The following is a 16,996-nucleotide window of genomic DNA, read 5'->3' as shown; positions in this document are numbered from 1 at the left end:
AACTGGACGGTACAGTAACCGCCTGAGACGAACGAGCTTGAGATGACCGACACCAGCCAGACCCAACTGCACGCGAACGAGCCCACGACCACCGCTGCGGCGGCGCCCGACACGCCGACCGCCCGCGCGCCTCGACGCGCCTGGTTCGCGCTCGCGGTGCTCATGCTGCCCGTGCTGCTCGTCTCGGTCGACAACACCGTGCTCAGCTTCGCGCTGCCCGCGATCTCGCGCGATCTCGCGCCCACGGCCGCCCAGCAGCTCTGGATCATCGACGCCTACCCGCTCGTGCTCGCCGGACTGCTCGTCGCGATGGGCAGCGCGGGCGACCGCTTCGGGCGCCGCCGCATGCTGCTCATCGGCTCGGTCGGCTTCGCCGTGCTCTCGATCGTCGCCGCGTTCGCGCCGACCGCAGAGGCGCTCATCGCCTCGCGCGCCGCACTCGGCTTCTTCGGCGCCATGCTCATGCCCTCGACCCTGTCGCTGCTGCGCACCGTCTTCGTCGAGCGCGAGCAGCGCCGCCTCGCGATCGCGATCTGGGCCTCGGGCTTCGCCGCGGGCAGCGCCCTCGGGCCGCTCGTCGGCGGCGTGCTGATCGAGCACTTCCACTGGGGCTCGGTGTTCCTGCTCGCGGTGCCGGTGCTCGTGCCGCTGCTGATCCTCGTGCCGCTCCTCATCCCCGAGAGCCGCGACCCCGCGCCCGGCCGCATCGACATCCCGAGCACCCTGCTCTCGCTCGCCGCGATGGTGCCCGTCGTGTTCGGCATCAAGTCGCTCGCCACCGACGGCATCTCGGGCTTCGGCATCCAGGCGATCGTCTTCGGGCTGTTCTGCGGCATCTGGTTCGTGCGCCGTCAGCTGAAGAGCCGTTCGCCGATGCTCGACGTGCGACTGTTCCGCCAGGGCTCGTTCGGCGGCGCGGTGCTCGTGAACCTCTTCAGCGTCATCGCGCTCGTCGGCTTCCTCTACTTCGTGTCGCAGCACCTGCAGCTCATCGCCGGGCTGTCGCCCGTCGCCGCCGGGCTCGCCCTGCTGCCCGGCCTCGTCGCGATGATCATCGCCGGCCTCGCCGTCGTGCCGATCGCCCGACGGGTGCGGCCGCGCGTGCTCGTGCCGATCGCCCTGCTGCTGTCGGCCGGTGGCTACGCGGTCATCGCGTGGTTCGCGACCGCCGAGTCGATCGCCCCCGTCGTCATCGCGTTCGTGATGCTCGGCGTCGGCATCGGCGCCGCCGAGACCGTCTCCAACGAGCTCATCCTCTCGAGCGCACCGCCCGAGAAGGCGGGCGCGGCCTCGGCGGTCTCCGAGACGGCGTACGAGCTCGGCGCCGTGCTCGGCACCGCGGTGCTGGGCTCCATCCTCGCCGCCCACTACAGTGCCGCGATCGTGCTGCCCACCGAACTCACCGCCGCCCAGGCCTCGACGGCGAGCGAGACCCTCGCCGGCGCCGTCACCGTCTCCGAGCAACTGCCCGCGGCGATCGGCGAACAGCTCGCGGCATCCGCTGCGCTGGCCTTCGACGAGGGCGTCGTCATCACCTCGCTCATCGGCGTCGCGCTCATGGTCGCCGCCGCCGTCGTCGCCGTGCTCGCCCTCCGCAACCCGAAGGGCGCGGGCGCCGCCCACGAGTGAGTGACGCCGCGGGTGTCACGCGCGCGCGCGGCCAGTACGCTGGAAGGGCTGGCGCACGAAGGAGCATTCATGGTGGACACGGTCAAGCTCGCGGTCATTCCCGGTGACGGGATCGGCCCTGAAGTCGTCGGGCAGGCGCTGAAGGCGCTCGCTGCGGCAACCGAGGGGTCGGGGGTCGTGTTCGAGCAGACCGAGTTCTCCCTTGGCGCCGCCCGCTACCTCGCGACCGGCGACGTGCTGACCGACGACGACCTCGCGGCGATCACGGGCCACGACGCGATCCTGCTCGGTGCGGTCGGCGGCGTGCCCGGCGACCCGCGGCTGGCGGGTGCGAACATCGAGCGCGGCCTGCTGCTGAAGCTCCGCTTCGAGCTCGACCACTACGTGAACCTCCGCCCGTCGGTGCTCTATCCCGGCGTCGCGAGTCCGCTCGCGGCCCCTGGCGACGTCGACTTCGTCGTCGTGCGCGAGGGCACCGAGGGCCCGTACGTCGGCAACGGCGGCGCGATCCGCGTCGGCACTCCGGCCGAGGTCGCCAACGAGGTCTCGGTCAACACCGCCTACGGTGTCGAGCGCGTCGTGCGCTACGCGTTCGCCGCGGCATCCGCTCGCCCTCGCAAGAAGCTCACGCTCGTGCACAAGACCAACGTGCTCGTCTTCGCCGGCTCGCTGTGGAAGCGCACGGTCGACGCCGTGGCGGCCGAGTTCCCGGGCGTCACGGCCGACTACCTGCACGTCGACGCGGCGACGATCTTCCTGGTCACCGACCCCGCGCGCTTCGACGTCATCGTCACCGACAACCTGTTCGGCGACATCCTCACCGACCTCGCCGGCGCCATCAGCGGCGGCATCGGCCTCGCGGCGTCGGGCAACATCAACCCCGACGGCCGGTTCCCGAGCATGTTCGAGCCGGTGCACGGCTCGGCACCCGACATCGCCGGCCAGGGCGTCGCCGACCCGACCGCCGCGATCCTCTCCGTGGCCCTCCTGCTCGACCACCTCGGCCGGGCCGAGGCCGCGCAGAAGGTGCAGCGGGCCGTCGTCGCCGACATCGCCGAACGCGGCGACACCCGCCGCTCGACCTCAGAGGTCGGCGACGCCATCGCCGCACGCATCGGCGCACTCGACTGATCCAGCGCATCGAAGGACGAACATCATGACGATCAACCTCCCCCTCCAGGCCCCGTCGGCAGCCGGTCTCATCTGGCAGGTCATCCGCAACGGCGAGGCGAAGACGCCCGCCGAACGCGAGGCGGTGCTCGCCGACCCCGGCTTCGGCAACCACTTCACCGACCACATGGTCGACATCTGCTGGTCGGAGAAGGGCGGCTGGCACCGCCCGCGCGTCTCGCCCTACGGCCCGATCTCGCTCGATCCCGCCGCCGCGGTGCTGCACTACGCGCAGGAGATCTTCGAGGGCATGAAGGCCTACCGTCACGCCGACGGCTCGATCCACACCTTCCGGCCGTTCGAGAACGCCGCCCGCATGCAGCGCTCGGCCCGTCGCATGGCGCTGCCCGAGCTGCCGAGCGACATCTTCATCGAGTCGCTCAAGCAGCTCGTCGCCGTCGACGCCGACTGGGTGCCGAGCGCACCCGAGACGAGCCTCTACCTGCGACCGTTCATGTTCGCGAAGGAGGCGTTCCTCGGGGTGCGCCCCGCGAAGAAGGTCGCCTACTACGTGATCGCGAGCCCGGCGGGCGCCTACTTCCCGGGCGGCGTCGAGCCCGTCAACATCTGGCTCTCCACCGACTACGCACGCGCCGGCAAGGGCGGCACCGGTGCGGCCAAGACCGGCGGCAACTACGCGTCGAGCCTGCTTCCGCAGGCCGAGGCGTACGAGAAGGGATGCCAGCAGGTCGCGTTCCTCGACGACGCCGGCAACCTCGAAGAGCTCGGCGGCATGAACATCGTGCTCGTGAAGCGCGACGGCACGCTCGTCACGCCCGAGTCGCCGTCGATCCTCGAGGGCATCACACGCGACTCGATCCTGCAGCTCGCGACCGACCGCGGTCACACCGTCGAGCGGCGTGCCATCTCGCTCGACGAATGGCGCAGCGGCGCCGAGTCCGGCGAGATCGTCGGAGCCTTCGCCTGCGGCACCGCCGCGGTCGTCGTGCCCATCGGGCGCCTGCTCGGCACCGACTTCGAGATCGTGCACACGGGTGCCGAGGCATCCGAGCTCGCGCTCTCGCTGCGCCAGGAGCTCACCGGCATCCAGTACGGCCGTGTCGAGGACCGTCACGGATGGCTCACGCGTCTCGACGCATGACCGGTGCCGCTGACGGCGGCCAATCCCGTGGCGCCGCCGTGCGCATCCGTCCGTTCGACGTCGCCGACACCGAGCCGGTCGTCGCCCTGTGGCACTCGGCCGGACTCGTCGTGCCGTGGAACGACCCGTACCGCGACATCGAGCGCAAGCTCGCCGTGCAGCCCGAGCTCTTCCTCGTGGGGGAGTTCAACGGCACGGTGGTGGCGACGGCGATGGTCGGTTACGACGGCCACCGGGGCTGGGTCAACTACCTCGCGGTCGACCTCGACCGGCGCGGCGAACGCCTCGGGGCGCTGCTCATGGCGGAGGCCGAACGGCTCCTCGCCGAACGCGGCTGCCCGAAGTTGAACCTGCAGGTCCGGTCGACGAACGCCGGAGTCATCGCGTTCTACCGCGGCCTCGGCTACCAGGTCGACGACGTCACGAGCCTCGGCAAGCGACTCATTCCGGATGTCCCTGCGAACGCCGTTCACCCCGACTCGGTGCGCAGAGGCCGCGGGTAGGCTGAAGCCATGAAGATCGCGCGTTTCAGCCACGACGACACCATCGCATTCGGCATCGTCGACGAAGAGGAGCACGAACTCGTCGTACTGAAGGCCGACCCCATGTTCGCGGGCTACGAGCCCACGGGCGAGCGCGTCAAGTTGACCGATGCGAAGCTGCTCGCACCGGTGATCCCTCGCTCGAAGGTCGTCGCGGTCGGCAAGAACTACCGCGATCACGCCGAGGAGATGGGCGGCGAGGCACCGGCTGAGCCGCTGCTCTTCCTGAAGCCGAACACCTCGGTGGTCGGCCCGGGCGATGCGATCGTGCTGCCGAGGCAGAGCGAACGAGTCGAGCACGAGGGCGAGCTCGCGGTCGTCATCGGGCGCATCGCGAGGAACGTGTCCGAAGACGACGCGGAGGACTACATCTTCGGCTACACGATCGCCAACGACGTCACGGCTCGCGACCTGCAGCAGCGCGACGGCCAGTGGGCCCGCGCAAAGGGCTTCGACTCCTTCTGCCCGCTCGGTCCCGTGATGGAGACGCACGTCGACTTCGAGACCGCCACGATCGAGACGCGCGTGAACGGCGAGACCAAGCAGTCGGGGCGCCTCTCCGACATGGTGCACTCGGTCGCATCGATCATCGCCTACGCGTCGAGCGTGTTCACGCTGCTGCCCGGTGACGTCATCCTCACGGGCACGCCCGCCGGCGTCGGGCCGATCGTCGACGGCGACACCGTCGAGGTCGACATCACCGGACTCGGCACGCTGTCGAACCCGGTGCGCTCGGCCGCGTAGTCAGCCTCGGCCGGCGCGCGTTCAGCGCCCGAGAGCGGATGCCGCGAGCTCGACGTCCTCGTCGTCGTTCCACACGTGGAACGCGACGCGGGCCCGGCCGGCGCGCCCCGAGGCGGTGATGCCGGCGGCGCCGAGCGCGGCCAGCGCACTGCCGTCGTGGTCGGGCCACGCGACGATCGCGCTGTCGGAGGGGGCCAGGTCGAGCCGGGCGCGGAACGTGTTCGCGAGGCCGACGTCGTGCCGCTGCACTTCGCGCATGTCGAGCGAGGCGGCCAGTCCGAGGGCGGCCTCGGCGCCGGCCCAGGCCTGCCAGGCGGGGGAGACGTCGAAGCGCTGCGCGCCCGCGGCGAGGTGCAGTTCGGGGCCGTAGCACGATGCCCACGGGTCGGTGCCCGAGTACCAGCCGGCGGCGTGCGGGGTCAATTCGTCGACCGCCCGAGTGGAGAACGCGGCGAACGCCGCGCCGCGGGGTGCCGACAGCCACTTGTAGGCGTGGCAGATCACGACGTCGGCATCGATCGCGTCGGTCGGCATCCAGCCGGTGGCCTGGGTCGTGTCGACGAGCGTGAGGGCCCCGGCGGCTCGCGCTGCCGAGGTGATGGATGCCGCGTCGGCGACCTCGCCCGTCGCCGACTGCACGAGCGAGTACGACACGAGCCACGTCGAGTCGGTCACGGCGCCGGCGAGCTCGGTCAGCGGCACGTGGCGCACGCGCAGGTCGCCCCGGGCCAGGAACGGGCCGATCACCGACGAGAAGTCTCCGTCGACGCACACGATCTCGGCACCTGCCGGCGCCGAGGCCGCCACGAACCCGGCGAAGACCGAGACCTGGGAACCGGTGGCGATCTCGCTCGGCGCGCGGCCGAGCAGGGTCGCGGCGTGGCCGCGTGCCCGGTTGTGGATCCTCCCGTACTCGACGCCGCATGCCGTGCCGGCCGACCACGACTCGAGGTCTCGTCGCACCGCGTCGCGCGTGACGTCGGCGGGCAGGCCCATCGTGCAGGCGGCGAGGTAGCCGCGTCCTGCGGCGTACCGCTCGCGAGTGTGGTGCATGGATCCAGTCTCGGCGAGCGCAATTCATTCGACAAGGCCCGGCGAATGATCACACACATGCGCTGCGGTTATGATTCAGGCATGTCGGATGCCTCGATCGACGCCCTCGCCGCAGCCCTCGACCTGCAGACGGTGCGCGTCGTGCACCAGATCGCCGAGCGCGGTTCGCTCACTGCGGCCGCCGAGTGGCTCGGCTACAGCCAGCCCGCCGTGAGCCAGCAGCTGCGGCGGTTCGAGGATCGCACCGGCATCGCGCTCGTCGAGCGCGTGGGCCGGGGCATCCGGCTGACCGAATCAGGGCGAGTGCTCGCGCGCCATGCGCAGGACGTCGCCACGGCGCTCGAGGCGGCAGCGGGCGAGCTCGCCGAACTCCGGGGGCTCCGAGCCGGTCGGGTGCGGCTCGTGGCCTTCCCCTCCGCCTCGGCGACGCTCGTGCCGCGGCTCATCGCGGCGCTCGCCGCCGCCCACCCCGGCATCGACGTCACCTACGTCGAGGCCGAGCCGCCCGAGGCGGTGCGTGCCGTGCGCGCCGACCAGGCCGACCTCGCGATCACGTTCAGCTACCCCGGCGACCGTGATGACCCGCACCAGGCGAGCGCCCGCGGGCTCGATGTGCGCGTCTACGGCGATGAGCCGATGCGGCTCGTGCTGCCCGCCGGGCACGCCGCCGCGGCATCCGACATCGTCGATCTCGGTATGCTGCGCGACGAGCCATGGATCGCCGGATGCCCGCGCTGCCGCGGCCATCTGCTCGAGCTCGCGGGGGCCGCGGGGTTCGTGCCGCGCATCGCCTTCGAGACCGACAACTTCGTGGCCGTCGAGGGCATGGTCGCGCAGGGGCTCGGGGTGGCGCTGCTGCCGGCGCTCGCACTCGCCGCCTCGCCGCGGCACGAGAACGTCGTGGCCCGGCCGACTGCCCGCGCCGACGTGCGCTCGCTCCACCTCGTGACGGCGCGCGGCGCCGAACGGGTGCCTGCCGTCGGCGCCGCGATCGCCGCGCTCGAGTCCCTCGCCGCTCGGTAGCATTGAGGGGTATGTCTGAGACAGCTCACCCCACGACCACGGCCACCGGTGGCGACATCCGTGTGCGCTTCTGCCCATCGCCGACCGGCACGCCGCACGTCGGCCTCGTGCGCACCGCCCTGTTCAACTGGGCCTACGCGCGCCACACCGGCGGCACCTTCGTGTTCCGCATCGAAGACACCGACGCCGCTCGCGACAGCGAGGAGAGCTATGCGCAGCTCCTCGACGCGCTCACCTGGCTCGGCCTCACGTGGGACGAGGGCATCGACGTCGGCGGCCCGCACGGCCCATACCGGCAGTCGCAGCGCGGTGAGATCTACCTCGAGATCATCGAGCGGCTGAAGGCCTCGGGCCACCTCTACGAGTCGTTCTCGACCGCCGAGGAGATCGATGCGCGCAACGAGGCGAACGGTCGACCGAAGCAGCTCGGGTACGACAACTTCGACCGCGACCTCACCGAGGAGCAGAAGGCGTCGTTCCGTGCCGAGGGGCGCCAGCCCGCGCTGCGCCTCCGCGTGCCCGAGGTCGACCTCGGCTTCGACGACCTCGTGCGCGGCCGCATCGACTTCCCGGTCGGTTCGACGATCGACTTCGTCGTCGTGCGCCCCAACGGCGCGCCGCTCTACACCTTCGTGAACCCGGTCGACGACGCGCTCATGGGCATCACCGACGTGCTCCGCGGCGAGGACCTGCTCTCGTCGACGCCGCGTCAGATCGCGCTCTACCACGCGCTCATCGACATCGGCGTGACCACGTTCGTGCCGCGGTTCGGTCACCTGCCCTACGTCATGGGCGAGGGCAACAAGAAGCTCTCCAAGCGCGACCCCGAGTCGAACCTGTTCCACCACCGCGACCGCGGGTTCATCCCCGAGGGGCTCATCAACTACCTCGCGCTGCTCGGCTGGGGCTTCTCCGCCGACCGCGACGTGTTCTCGCGCGACGAGCTCGTCGCCGCGTTCGACGTCGCGAACGTCAACCCGAACCCGGCACGCTTCGACCTGAAGAAGGCCGAGGCGATCAACGGCGACCACATCCGCCAGCTCGACGTCGCCGACTTCGCGGCTCGCACGGTGCCGTACCTGCAGGCGGCCGGGTCGGTCTCGAACCCGATCACGCCGGCCGAAGAGGCCGTGCTCGCCGAGGGAGCACCCCTCATCCAGGAGCGCATCGCCCTGCTGGGCGAGGCTCCCGGCATGCTCGGCTTCCTGTTCACGGATGCCGCCGGCCTCGAGTTCGACGAAGCGGCGGTCGCGGCGCTCACCGCCGACGCCCCTGCGGTGCTCGCTGCGGCGCGCGACGCCCTCGACCGCCTCCCGGCCGAGGAATGGACCCACGAGCAGATCGAGGAGGCGCTGCGCGCAGCTCTCGTCGACGGGCTCGCGCTGAAGCCCCGGGTCGCCTTCGGCGCGGTGCGCACGGCGATCTCGGGCCGGCGCATCTCGCCCCCGCTCTTCGAATCCATGCAGATCCTCGGCAAGGTCGACTCGGTCGAGCGCATCGACCGGTTGACGGCGCTGCTCGCCTGACGCGGGGCGCCCGCCGGGCGAGCAGCGCGTGAGCGCTGCTCAGTTTGGCGGGCGCCGCACCGTAGGCTAGAGTTACATGTCGGCGCGGGACTTCGGTTTCAGCCATTGGGGTATGGTGTAATTGGCAACACGGCGGTTTCTGGTACCGTTGTTCTTGGTTCGAGTCCAGGTACCCCAGCCAAATCTGTGAGAAGAAGGCCCGGTCATCCGGGCCTTCTTCGTTTTCCGGTATCACTGGTTCTCGAAGACCGGCATGTGGGCTGGACTTCCGCGGTACGCTGCGATTCCATTGAGTGTCGGCACTGATCGAGTCTCCCTACCGGCTCGACCGCGATCGCGAGACGCCGCAGGGGATTGGGTGAGCCATGGGTTCTGGGAACATGCGGAATCGTGACTTCCAGGAGACGCGAACGCCACTCGGCGTCGTCGGCGGCTTCGTGGGACTCATCGCGGCCAGCGTCGGCGCCGCCATGCTCGTCGTCGCCGGCGTGACGCCCGCGATCGCGACCGTGGGCATCGCGGCATCCGGAAGCATCGGCATGTTCGAGAACCTCCCGGGCTACCTCGAGATCGACGAGCTCTCCGAGAAGAGCAACATCTACGCGACCGCCCCCGATGGTTCCACCCAGCTGCTGGCGTCCTTCTACGACCAGAACCGCGTCGAGGTCGGCTGGGATGCCATCAACCAGTACGCGAAGGATGCCGCGATCGCCGGCGAGGATCCCCGGTTCTACGATCACGGCGGCGTCGACCTGCAGGGCACGTTGCGAGCCGCGGTGAAGACCGCGACCGGCGGCCGCACCCAGGGTGGATCCTCGATCGCGCAGCAGTACGTCAAGAACATCCGCGTGCAGGAGTGCGAGGCCGAGGCCCACGTCACCGCCGTCGTGGATCTGACGGAGGACGAACGCGCCGCGCTCAGTTACGACGACCGGCGGGCCCTCGTCGATGCGGCGAAGGACGACTGCTACGAGGCGGCCACCGAGTCCGACGGGAGTGCCGGCATCGAGCGCAAGCTCAAGGAGATGCGACTCGCCATCGGCGTCGAGAAGCGGTACTCCAAGAGCGAGATCCTGCTCGGCTACCTGAACATCGCCGGCTTCGGCGGCACCGTCTACGGCATCGAGGCCGCGGCGAACTACTACTTCTCGACGAGCGCGGCGAATCTCACACTCGCCCAGGCGGCGTCGCTGCTCGCGATCGTCAACAACCCCGTCGAGTTCCAGCTCGACAAGCCCGACAGTGAGACGAACGGCGCGGCGAACGGCTACGCGCGGAACAAGGAACGTCGCGACTACATCCTGTTCCACATGCTCGACGAGCAGAAGATCACGCGCGAGGAGTACGACGTCGCCATGGCGACGCCGGTCGAGCCGGCGATCAAGGAGCCGAGCACGGGGTGCCAGACCGCCGGCGTGTCGGCGTACTTCTGCGACTACGTGAAGCACGTGCTGCAGACGGATCCGACGTTCGGCGAAGACGAGGAGACGCGCATGCGCAATTTCCGCCGCGGCGGATACGACGTGTACACCACCCTCGATCTCGACATGCAGAACGCCGCGGCCGCGGCGATCGCGCAGCACGTTCCGCAGACCTACCCCGGCTGGGACGTCGGCGGCGTGATCTCGAGTGTCGAGGTGGGCACCGGGCGCGTGCTCGCGATGGCGCAGAACAAGGTGTACAGCCAGGACCCGAAGGTGCTCGACTCGGGCCCCAAGTTCGAGAGCATCAACTACAACACCGACTACACGCAGGGCGGTTCGAGCGGATTCCAGCCGGGATCGACCTACAAGGTGTTCACGCTCGCGCAGTGGCTGAACGAGGGCCACTCGCTGAACGAGACCGTGGACTCCCGGCGGAAGTCCAATTGGGGCGCGTTCGCCGATAGTTGCCTCGGCGGTCAGGTCGCCGACGCCGGATGGAATCCGAAGAACGACTCGAACGAATCCGGCGCGAACTACACGGCGCTCCAGTCGACGATCGGCTCGATCAACACCGGTTACCTCGGAATGGCGAAGAAGATCGACCTCTGCGGCATCCGCAAGACGGCGGAGGCGTTCGGCATGCACCGCGCCGACGGGGATCCGCTCGGGCAGAATCCCTCATCGGTGCTGGGCTCGAACGAGGTAGCGCCGCTCAGCCTCGCCGTGGCGTTCGCCGGCATCGCGAACAACGGCGTGACCTGCACGCCCGTCGCCATCGATAAGATCGTCGATCGCAAGGGCAACGAGGTTCCGGTTCCGGCATCGAAGTGCACGCCCGCCGTCTCACCCGAGGTCGCGGCGGCGATGCACTACGCGATGCAGCTCGTGATGACGAGCGGCACCGCGACCGAGTCGAACCGGAATGTGGAGCCGCACGTGCCGCTGATCGGCAAGACCGGAACGACCGACGGCAACAAGGACACCTGGATGGCCGGTGCCAGCTCCAAGGTGGCGACCGTCGCCGGCGTCGTGAGCCTCTACGGCGACGCGAACCAGCGCGGCATCGACTTCGACACCGGCACGGCGGCGACCGCCCGCCACCGCATGTGGCCGATGGTGATGTCGGTTGCGGCCGCGAAGTACGGCGGTTCCGAGTTCACCGTCGCCCCGCCCGGAGTTCCGGTCGCGCCGCGAGCCGATCGGGACAGCGAGGTGCTGGGCGACACCGGTGCGGAGATCGGCGACGACGAGGCCCCCGATGAGGCTCCCGACGAGCCGGGACGCGGCGACGAGGGAGACGGCGAGCGTGGCAATGGCCCCGGTCGTCCAGACGACCGAGGCCACTGACCGGCTCACGCCGGCGGCACCGTTCAGGCGGTGACCGACTCCCGGCGGGCGAACCGCACGCGGTGGGTGACCCAGACGGCGATGGCGGCTGCGCCGAGTCCGAGCGCGACGAGGAGCCAGGGCACCATGTTCGACGGTGCGACGCCGGCAGCGCCGTTCGCGAGGGTCGCACTGCCCTCGGCGACGAGCGCGTTGCCGTCGCTCAGCTCCGCGGTGCCGTCCGCGAGATCTCCTGCGCCGGTCGAGAGCGTCGCAGCGCCGTCGGCGAGGGTTCCCGTGCCGGTGGCCAGATCGGATGCGCCCTGCTGCAGCGTTCCCGTGCCGGCGGCCAGGTTCGCCGCACCCGTGCCGAGCACGCTCGCCCCGGCCGACAGTTCGTTGGCGCCCACGAGAAGGCGGTCGGCCCCCGACGACAGGCGCGTGGCACCGGCCGCGACCTTCTGGCTGCCGGCGACGAGCTCGTCGACCTTCCGATCGAGCTCGGCGGTGCCCGCGTTCAACCGGGCACTGCCCGAGACGAGACCGTCGGTCTTCGCGAACAGCTCGGCCGCGCCGCCCGCGAGCATGCTGCTGCCGGCGGCGAGCACGAGGGACCGGTCGGCTAGCGTCGTCGCGCCCGCGGCGAGCGGTGCGATCTTCTCGCTGAGCGTCGACGTGCCGGCGACGAGTGCGTCCGTGCCGCCGGAGAGCGCCGTTGCGCCTGCCGCGAGCTTGGTGACGCCGCCGCTGACCGTGGTCGCGCCGGTCTCGAGCGCCGTGGCTCCGGTGGAGAGGTTGCTGGCGCCGGTGGCGACCTGTGACGCTCCGGCCGAGGCCTGCGTGGCACCGGCATGCAGCTGATCGAGGGCTCCGAGTACCGAGGCGGACGCGCCCGCCGCTGCGAGTTGGGTGCGCAGCGCAGCGATGCCGTCGGCGAGCGACGTGTTCGCGGCGGCGACCGACCCCGCTCCGGTGGAGAGCTGGCCGGCTCCGGCGGCGAGGCCCGACGCACCGGTCTTCAACGCATCGACGCCGGTGGCGACCTGGCCGATTCCGGCCTCGACGCCGTCGGTGCCCTGCTGCACCGCGAGCGCTCCACCGGCCAGCGCCGTGACGCCCGCGTCGACCGCGAGCACGCCGTCGCGGACCGCCGCGGCGCCGCCGGCGATGCCGCGTGCGCCCTCGCTGAGCGTCGACGAATTGCTGGCGATCTCGCCGTTCGCCGCGGCGACGAGCGACACGCCCTTGCGCACGTCGTTCGCCCCGGCCGCCGCCTGGGTGATGCCGTCCGAGACCTTCACGGTGCCGGCGGCGGCGTCGTCGGCGCCGGCGGCGAGTTCGGCGGCGCCGGTCGCGCTCGTCGCCGCTCCATCGGCGAGGGACAGCGCTCCGGTCGCGGCCTTCGCCGCACCGAGTCGGAGACGTTCGGCGCCCTGGGCAGCCGAGACCGCCCCGGCCGAGAGCTTCTCGGCACCGGTGGCGGCTGCCGCGGCACCGTCGCTCAACTCGACGGATCCAGCCGAGAGGTCGCCGGCACCCGCCGCCACCTGCTCGGAGCCGTCGCTGACCTCGCCCGCGCCCGCCGAGAGCTCGGCGGAGCCGCCCGCGATCTTGTTCGTCGTGAGCAGGAACAGGGTCGTCATCGTTGCGAGCGCGAGCGCGAGCACGATGACGGCGATCTTGAGACCGACGCCGTGCTGGTGCTCGGAGGCGGGTTCGATTCTCGACATTGAGACTCCAGGTGTGCGGGCGCGCGACAGTGCGCGCCGAGATGGGGGTGCAGGATTCGCGACCGGTGCCGTGGTCGCCGCCGTCGCTCGGGGAGGGTGGGCCCGAGCGCGTGAGGCGCGGAGTGCTCGCGCCTCCGACGACGCCGACAGTGGCATCGTGGGGGAGCGGAACGACCCCGAAGTGACACGAACGTATCAGCGGCTGAGGTTTCGTCAACGTACACCCGGCAAGTTGTGTGCGAATCACCAACGATTGCGCACCGAAGCGCGTGCCTCATTGTCGGAGAGCGACAGGTGCCGCCGACGATCTCGTGCGAATCCTCCGACTTGTACGCTGGTTGCGGCCCCCGTCCGGGGGGACGCATGAGGGAGTGCAATGACCGTCGCAACCGACACCCTGCAGGCCGTCGAGGCCGTCTTCGCCGAGCGCATCGCCGCCGGAACGGCGCCGGGCGCCAGCTGGGCCGTTCTCGACCGAAGCGGCGTCGTCGCGGGCGGCGGCGTCGGCGTCGCGTCGCTCGATCCGGTACGCCCCGCTCCCGGGCCCGACACGCTGTTCCGCATCGCGAGCTGCACGAAGAGCTTCACCGCGGCGGCCCTGCTCCTGCTGCGCGATCGCGGACTGCTCGATCTCGACGCCACGGCCCGCTCGTTCGTGCCCGAGTTCGCGCCCGAGATCCCGGGCGACCTCGAGGTCGACCCGACCGTGCGCATGCTCATGACCATGTCGGGCGGCTTGCCGACCGACGACCCGTGGGCCGATCGCGAGGAGTCGATGACGCGCGAGGAGTTCAGCGCCACCCTCGCCGCCGGCATCCGCTGCGCCTCGGTTCCCGGCACCGCGATGGAGTACTCGAACCTCGGCTACGCGGTGCTCGGCCAAGTCGTCGAGCGGGTGTCGGGCGTCGCGTTCACCGACTTCGTGATGCGCGAGCTCATCGAGCCGCTCGGTCTCGACATGCGCTTCGAGCTGCCAGCCGATGAGATGGTTCCGTACGCGACCGGCCACCGTCGGGCCGCGGGCGACGGATGGCTCGCGCTCCCGTTCACCGGCCCCGGAGTCTTCTCGGCGATCGGCGGGCTCTTCGCCTCGACGTCGAGCCTCGCCCGATGGGCGGTCTGGCTCGCCGAGGCGTCGACGGGCGCCGAGCGCGGGCCGCTCAGCGCTGCGAGCCGGCGCGAGATGCAGCAGCTCATGCGCGTCGCCGCGAAGCGCCACACCCCTCCTGCGGTGCCGGGTGCGCCGACGCCACCGTCGCCGGTCGTGTACGGCTACGGGTTCGGCCTCTTCGTCGAGTTCGACGAGCGGTTCGGCGCGATCGTCTCGCATTCGGGCGGGTATCCGGGCTTCAGCGCGCACATGCGCTGGCACGCGGCATCCGGCCTGGGCGTCGTCGCATTCGAGAACGCGACGTACGCGCGTGTCTCCCAAGGTGCCGAGCTCGCGCTCGCGATCGTGCTCGACGCCGCCGACCGCGTCGCGCCCGTATCGCCGTCACCTGCGCCCTGGCCCGAGACGCTCGAGGCGTCCGTGGCCATCAGCGGGCTCGTGAACGACTGGTCGGATGCCGCTGCCTCGGCCGTGCTCGCGACGAACGTCGGCCTCGACGTGCCGTACGACGAGCGCCGGGCCGCGATCGAGGCGGCATGGGGCGCCGTCGGGGGGCGCACGGCCGCGAGCACGACGCCCGTGGACGCCGAGTGCGATTCGCCCGACCACCTCGTCTGGTTCCTCCCCGGCGCCACGGGCAGGCTTCGCGTCGAGGTTCGGATGACGCCGCTCGCCGAACCCCTCGCGCAGACATTCCTCGTGAAGGCCGAGAGCCACGAGGCATCCGTCGCCTGACCGTGGCCCGCCGCGTCAGAAGTCGAGCGTGTCGCCCGGCTCGAGCGGCAGGTACTCGCCGCCGCCCTGTTCGGTCGCCCAGGCGAGGCGGGCGTTCGACAGGGCCTTTCCCGCACGGGAGAGCACCATCTCGTGGGTCGGGAACGCGCGTCGGGGCGCCACCTCGACGACGTAGTCCATGGCCTCGCTGATCTTCATCCACGGCGCGCCCGCGGGTGCCGCGAGCACGTCGACGGGCACGCCCGGCAGCGTGAACGAGTCGCCGCCGTAGTAGAGCGAGTCGTTCACGAGCACGCCGAGATTGTCGATCACGGGGATCGAGGGGTGGATCACGGCGTGCCGGCCGCCGAAGAACCGCAGCCGGAACGGCCCGACCTCGACGGTGTCGCCGGGCTCGACCGTCTCGACGGGGAAGTCGGCCGCGGCGGCGGCGACCCCGGCCGGCCCGAAGATGCGCACCTCGGGGTTCGCCTCGGCGATGCGGGTCAGCTGCTCGGGGGTCCAGTGATCGTCGTGCTTGTGGGTGACGACGACGGCCACGGTGCCCGCCGACTCGGTGATCGGCGTCGTGAACTTGCCCGGGTCGATGTAGAGCTTGTCGCCCGAGTCCTCGATGGCGAGGGCGGCGTGTTCGAGCTTCGTGAGGCGCATGTTCCGAGCCAACACCTCGGCGTCGTCGCCGCGCAAGGCCGCGGCCTGTCAGAATCGCACCATGTCCAGCGCCCCACGGCGGCTCCTCGTCGCGATCAACCCCGCGGCCTCCTTCGGGCGCAATCGCGCCGTCGGGCAGGCGGTGGCCGACCGGCTCGCACGTGAGGGGCACGAGGTCACGGCGCTCCGCGAGGACAACTTCGAACTCCTGCGCCGATCGGCCGAATCGGCGTTCGCGCTCGGCACCGACGGCGTGGTCGTCGTCGGCGGCGACGGCATGGTCTCGCTCGGCGTGAACCTGCTCGCGGGCACGGGCGTGCCGCTCGGCATCGTCGCGGCGGGCACCGGCAACGACCTGGCGCGTGGGCTGGGCCTGCCCTTCGACGACCCGGCCGCGGCGATCGAGGCGCTCGTCGAGGCGCTCGGGAGGCCGCCTCGGGTGATCGACGCCGGCCTGATCCGGCACGGCGAGCTGCGCACCTGGTTCGCGTCCGTCGTCTCGGCGGGGTTCGACGCCGTCGTGAACGAGCGCGCGAACGGGATGACCCGCCCCAAGGGGCCCCGCCGGTACACACTCGCGATGGTCCGCGAACTCGTGACCTTCCGCCCGCGCAGCTACGTCATCACCGTCGACGGGGTGCGCCGCGAGCAGCGGGCGATGCTCGTCTCGGTGGCCAACAACTCGTCGATCGGCGGCGGCATGCGCATCGTGCCGCACGCCGATCTCGGCGACGGACTGCTCGACGTCTTCATCGTGCACCCCCTCTCGCGGGCGCGGCTCGTCGCCGTCTTCCCCAAGGTGTTCGCGGGGCGTCACGCCGATCATCCCGCGGTCGAGTTCCTCACCGGGCGGGAGGTGCGCATCGAGGCGGACGACATCGTCGCGTACGCCGACGGCGAGCGCATCGGCCAGTTGCCGGTCGACGTCGAGATCGTGTCCGGCGCGCTCGCCGTGTTCGTCTGAGTTCGGCGAGCACGCAGGCGGGAGAGGGCGAACGGATGCTGCGGCGGCCTCGATTTTGCAGCGGCCCCGAAGCTGTGTCATACTCTTCAAGTTGTCGATTCGGCCCCATCGTTTAGCGGCCTAGGACACCGCCCTCTCACGGCGGCAGCGCGGGTTCAAATCCCGCTGGGGTCACGTATGTGACATGCGACAACACAAGTGGAAAAGCCCTCGCGTTCGCGAGGGCTTTTCTGCGTTTCGGGCACCGTGCGGGTTCGCGGCCGGAG

The 16,996-nt window shown here is 70.9% G+C and carries 13 protein-coding genes and 2 tRNA genes; 12 read left to right on the top strand and 3 right to left on the bottom strand.

The window, feature by feature from the left end:
- Positions 1-42 precede the first annotated feature (42 nt).
- The 5 genes from BJY17_RS05845 (at position 43) to BJY17_RS05825 (ending at position 5,187) form a co-directional block, all read left to right on the top strand.
- Positions 43-1,629, top strand: coding sequence for an MFS transporter (locus tag BJY17_RS05845; protein ID WP_179550524.1), 1,587 nt, complete (start codon positions 43-45; stop codon positions 1,627-1,629).
- 69 nt (positions 1,630-1,698) lie between these two features.
- On the top strand, positions 1,699-2,760 hold the full coding sequence (locus tag BJY17_RS05840; RefSeq protein WP_179550523.1) for a 3-isopropylmalate dehydrogenase: 1,062 nt from the start codon (positions 1,699-1,701) through the stop codon (positions 2,758-2,760).
- 25 nt (positions 2,761-2,785) lie between these two features.
- The gene (locus BJY17_RS05835) at positions 2,786-3,901 is read left to right on the top strand and encodes a branched-chain amino acid aminotransferase (RefSeq protein ID WP_179550522.1); all 1,116 of its coding nucleotides are present in this window, start codon (positions 2,786-2,788) and stop codon (positions 3,899-3,901) included.
- Entirely contained in the window at positions 3,898-4,404 is a 507-nt protein-coding gene (locus BJY17_RS05830; protein ID WP_218889858.1) for a GNAT family acetyltransferase, read from the top strand. The genes BJY17_RS05835 and BJY17_RS05830 overlap by 4 nt, the downstream gene beginning before the upstream one ends.
- A 9-nt stretch (positions 4,405-4,413) precedes the next feature.
- A complete protein-coding gene (locus tag BJY17_RS05825) occupies positions 4,414-5,187 on the top strand; it encodes a fumarylacetoacetate hydrolase family protein (RefSeq protein ID WP_179550521.1) in 774 nt (257 codons plus the stop codon).
- A gap of 21 nt (positions 5,188-5,208) precedes the next feature.
- Here the strand turns inward: BJY17_RS05825 and BJY17_RS05820 are convergent, their stop codons facing one another.
- On the bottom strand, positions 5,209-6,240 hold the full coding sequence (locus BJY17_RS05820; RefSeq protein ID WP_179550520.1) for an aminotransferase class V-fold PLP-dependent enzyme: 1,032 nt from the start codon (positions 6,238-6,240) through the stop codon (positions 5,209-5,211).
- 81 nt (positions 6,241-6,321) lie between these two features.
- Between BJY17_RS05820 and BJY17_RS05815 the strand changes: the two genes are divergently transcribed.
- The 4 genes from BJY17_RS05815 to BJY17_RS05800 all read left to right on the top strand — a co-directional run bounded on the left by BJY17_RS05815 (position 6,322) and on the right by BJY17_RS05800 (position 11,560).
- Positions 6,322-7,263, top strand: a complete 942-nt coding sequence (locus tag BJY17_RS05815) for a LysR family transcriptional regulator (protein ID WP_179550519.1) — start codon at positions 6,322-6,324, stop codon at positions 7,261-7,263.
- An 11-nt stretch (positions 7,264-7,274) separates the two neighbouring features.
- Positions 7,275-8,789: a glutamate--tRNA ligase gene (gene gltX / locus BJY17_RS05810; protein ID WP_179550518.1), complete on the top strand. Its 1,515-nt coding sequence runs from the start codon at positions 7,275-7,277 to the stop codon at positions 8,787-8,789.
- Positions 8,790-8,895: 106 nt separating this feature from the next.
- Positions 8,896-8,970, top strand: a tRNA-Gln gene (locus tag BJY17_RS05805).
- 199 nt (positions 8,971-9,169) lie between these two features.
- On the top strand, positions 9,170-11,560 hold the full coding sequence (locus tag BJY17_RS05800; RefSeq protein ID WP_179550517.1) for a transglycosylase domain-containing protein: 2,391 nt from the start codon (positions 9,170-9,172) through the stop codon (positions 11,558-11,560).
- A gap of 23 nt (positions 11,561-11,583) precedes the next feature.
- Here the strand turns inward: BJY17_RS05800 and BJY17_RS05795 are convergent, their stop codons facing one another.
- The gene (locus BJY17_RS05795; protein ID WP_179550516.1) at positions 11,584-13,269 is read right to left on the bottom strand and encodes a YhgE/Pip domain-containing protein; all 1,686 of its coding nucleotides are present in this window, start codon (positions 13,267-13,269) and stop codon (positions 11,584-11,586) included.
- Positions 13,270-13,645: 376 nt separating this feature from the next.
- On the opposite strand from BJY17_RS05795, the gene BJY17_RS05790 reads away from it, so the two are divergent.
- Complete coding sequence (locus tag BJY17_RS05790; protein WP_179550515.1) at positions 13,646-15,115, top strand: serine hydrolase domain-containing protein; 1,470 nt, start codon at positions 13,646-13,648, stop codon at positions 15,113-15,115.
- A 15-nt stretch (positions 15,116-15,130) separates the two neighbouring features.
- Here BJY17_RS05790 and BJY17_RS05785 read toward each other — a convergent pair whose 3' ends face one another.
- Entirely contained in the window at positions 15,131-15,766 is a 636-nt protein-coding gene (locus BJY17_RS05785; RefSeq protein WP_179550514.1) for an MBL fold metallo-hydrolase, read from the bottom strand.
- A 61-nt stretch (positions 15,767-15,827) separates the two neighbouring features.
- Here BJY17_RS05785 and BJY17_RS05780 point away from each other — a divergent pair, with 61 nt between their 5' ends.
- Both BJY17_RS05780 and BJY17_RS05775 read left to right on the top strand, forming a co-directional pair.
- On the top strand, positions 15,828-16,730 hold the full coding sequence (locus tag BJY17_RS05780; protein ID WP_179550513.1) for a diacylglycerol/lipid kinase family protein: 903 nt from the start codon (positions 15,828-15,830) through the stop codon (positions 16,728-16,730).
- Positions 16,731-16,831: 101 nt separating this feature from the next.
- Positions 16,832-16,904: transfer RNA gene (locus BJY17_RS05775), tRNA-Glu, on the top strand.
- The last annotated feature ends 92 nt before the right edge of the window (positions 16,905-16,996 follow it).

This window comes from Agromyces hippuratus (assembly GCF_013410355.1).
Classification (GTDB): Bacteria; Actinomycetota; Actinomycetes; order Actinomycetales; family Microbacteriaceae; genus Agromyces; species Agromyces hippuratus.
Note: the sequence above shows the minus strand (reverse complement) of the source record. Positions and strands in the feature narration are given on the sequence as shown.

Coding starts and splice junctions, on each gene's coding strand:
- BJY17_RS05845 (WP_179550524.1), top strand. CDS start 43: ATGACCGACACCAGCCAGACCCAACTGCACGCGAACGAGCCCACGACC.
- BJY17_RS05840 (WP_179550523.1), top strand. CDS start 1,699: ATGGTGGACACGGTCAAGCTCGCGGTCATTCCCGGTGACGGGATCGGC.
- BJY17_RS05835 (WP_179550522.1), top strand. CDS start 2,786: ATGACGATCAACCTCCCCCTCCAGGCCCCGTCGGCAGCCGGTCTCATC.
- BJY17_RS05830 (WP_218889858.1), top strand. CDS start 3,898: ATGACCGGTGCCGCTGACGGCGGCCAATCCCGTGGCGCCGCCGTGCGC.
- BJY17_RS05825 (WP_179550521.1), top strand. CDS start 4,414: ATGAAGATCGCGCGTTTCAGCCACGACGACACCATCGCATTCGGCATC.
- BJY17_RS05820 (WP_179550520.1), bottom strand. CDS start 6,240: ATGCACCACACTCGCGAGCGGTACGCCGCAGGACGCGGCTACCTCGCC.
- BJY17_RS05815 (WP_179550519.1), top strand. CDS start 6,322: ATGTCGGATGCCTCGATCGACGCCCTCGCCGCAGCCCTCGACCTGCAG.
- gltX (WP_179550518.1), top strand. CDS start 7,275: ATGTCTGAGACAGCTCACCCCACGACCACGGCCACCGGTGGCGACATC.
- BJY17_RS05800 (WP_179550517.1), top strand. CDS start 9,170: ATGCGGAATCGTGACTTCCAGGAGACGCGAACGCCACTCGGCGTCGTC.
- BJY17_RS05795 (WP_179550516.1), bottom strand. CDS start 13,269: ATGTCGAGAATCGAACCCGCCTCCGAGCACCAGCACGGCGTCGGTCTC.
- BJY17_RS05790 (WP_179550515.1), top strand. CDS start 13,646: ATGACCGTCGCAACCGACACCCTGCAGGCCGTCGAGGCCGTCTTCGCC.
- BJY17_RS05785 (WP_179550514.1), bottom strand. CDS start 15,766: ATGCGCCTCACGAAGCTCGAACACGCCGCCCTCGCCATCGAGGACTCG.
- BJY17_RS05780 (WP_179550513.1), top strand. CDS start 15,828: ATGTCCAGCGCCCCACGGCGGCTCCTCGTCGCGATCAACCCCGCGGCC.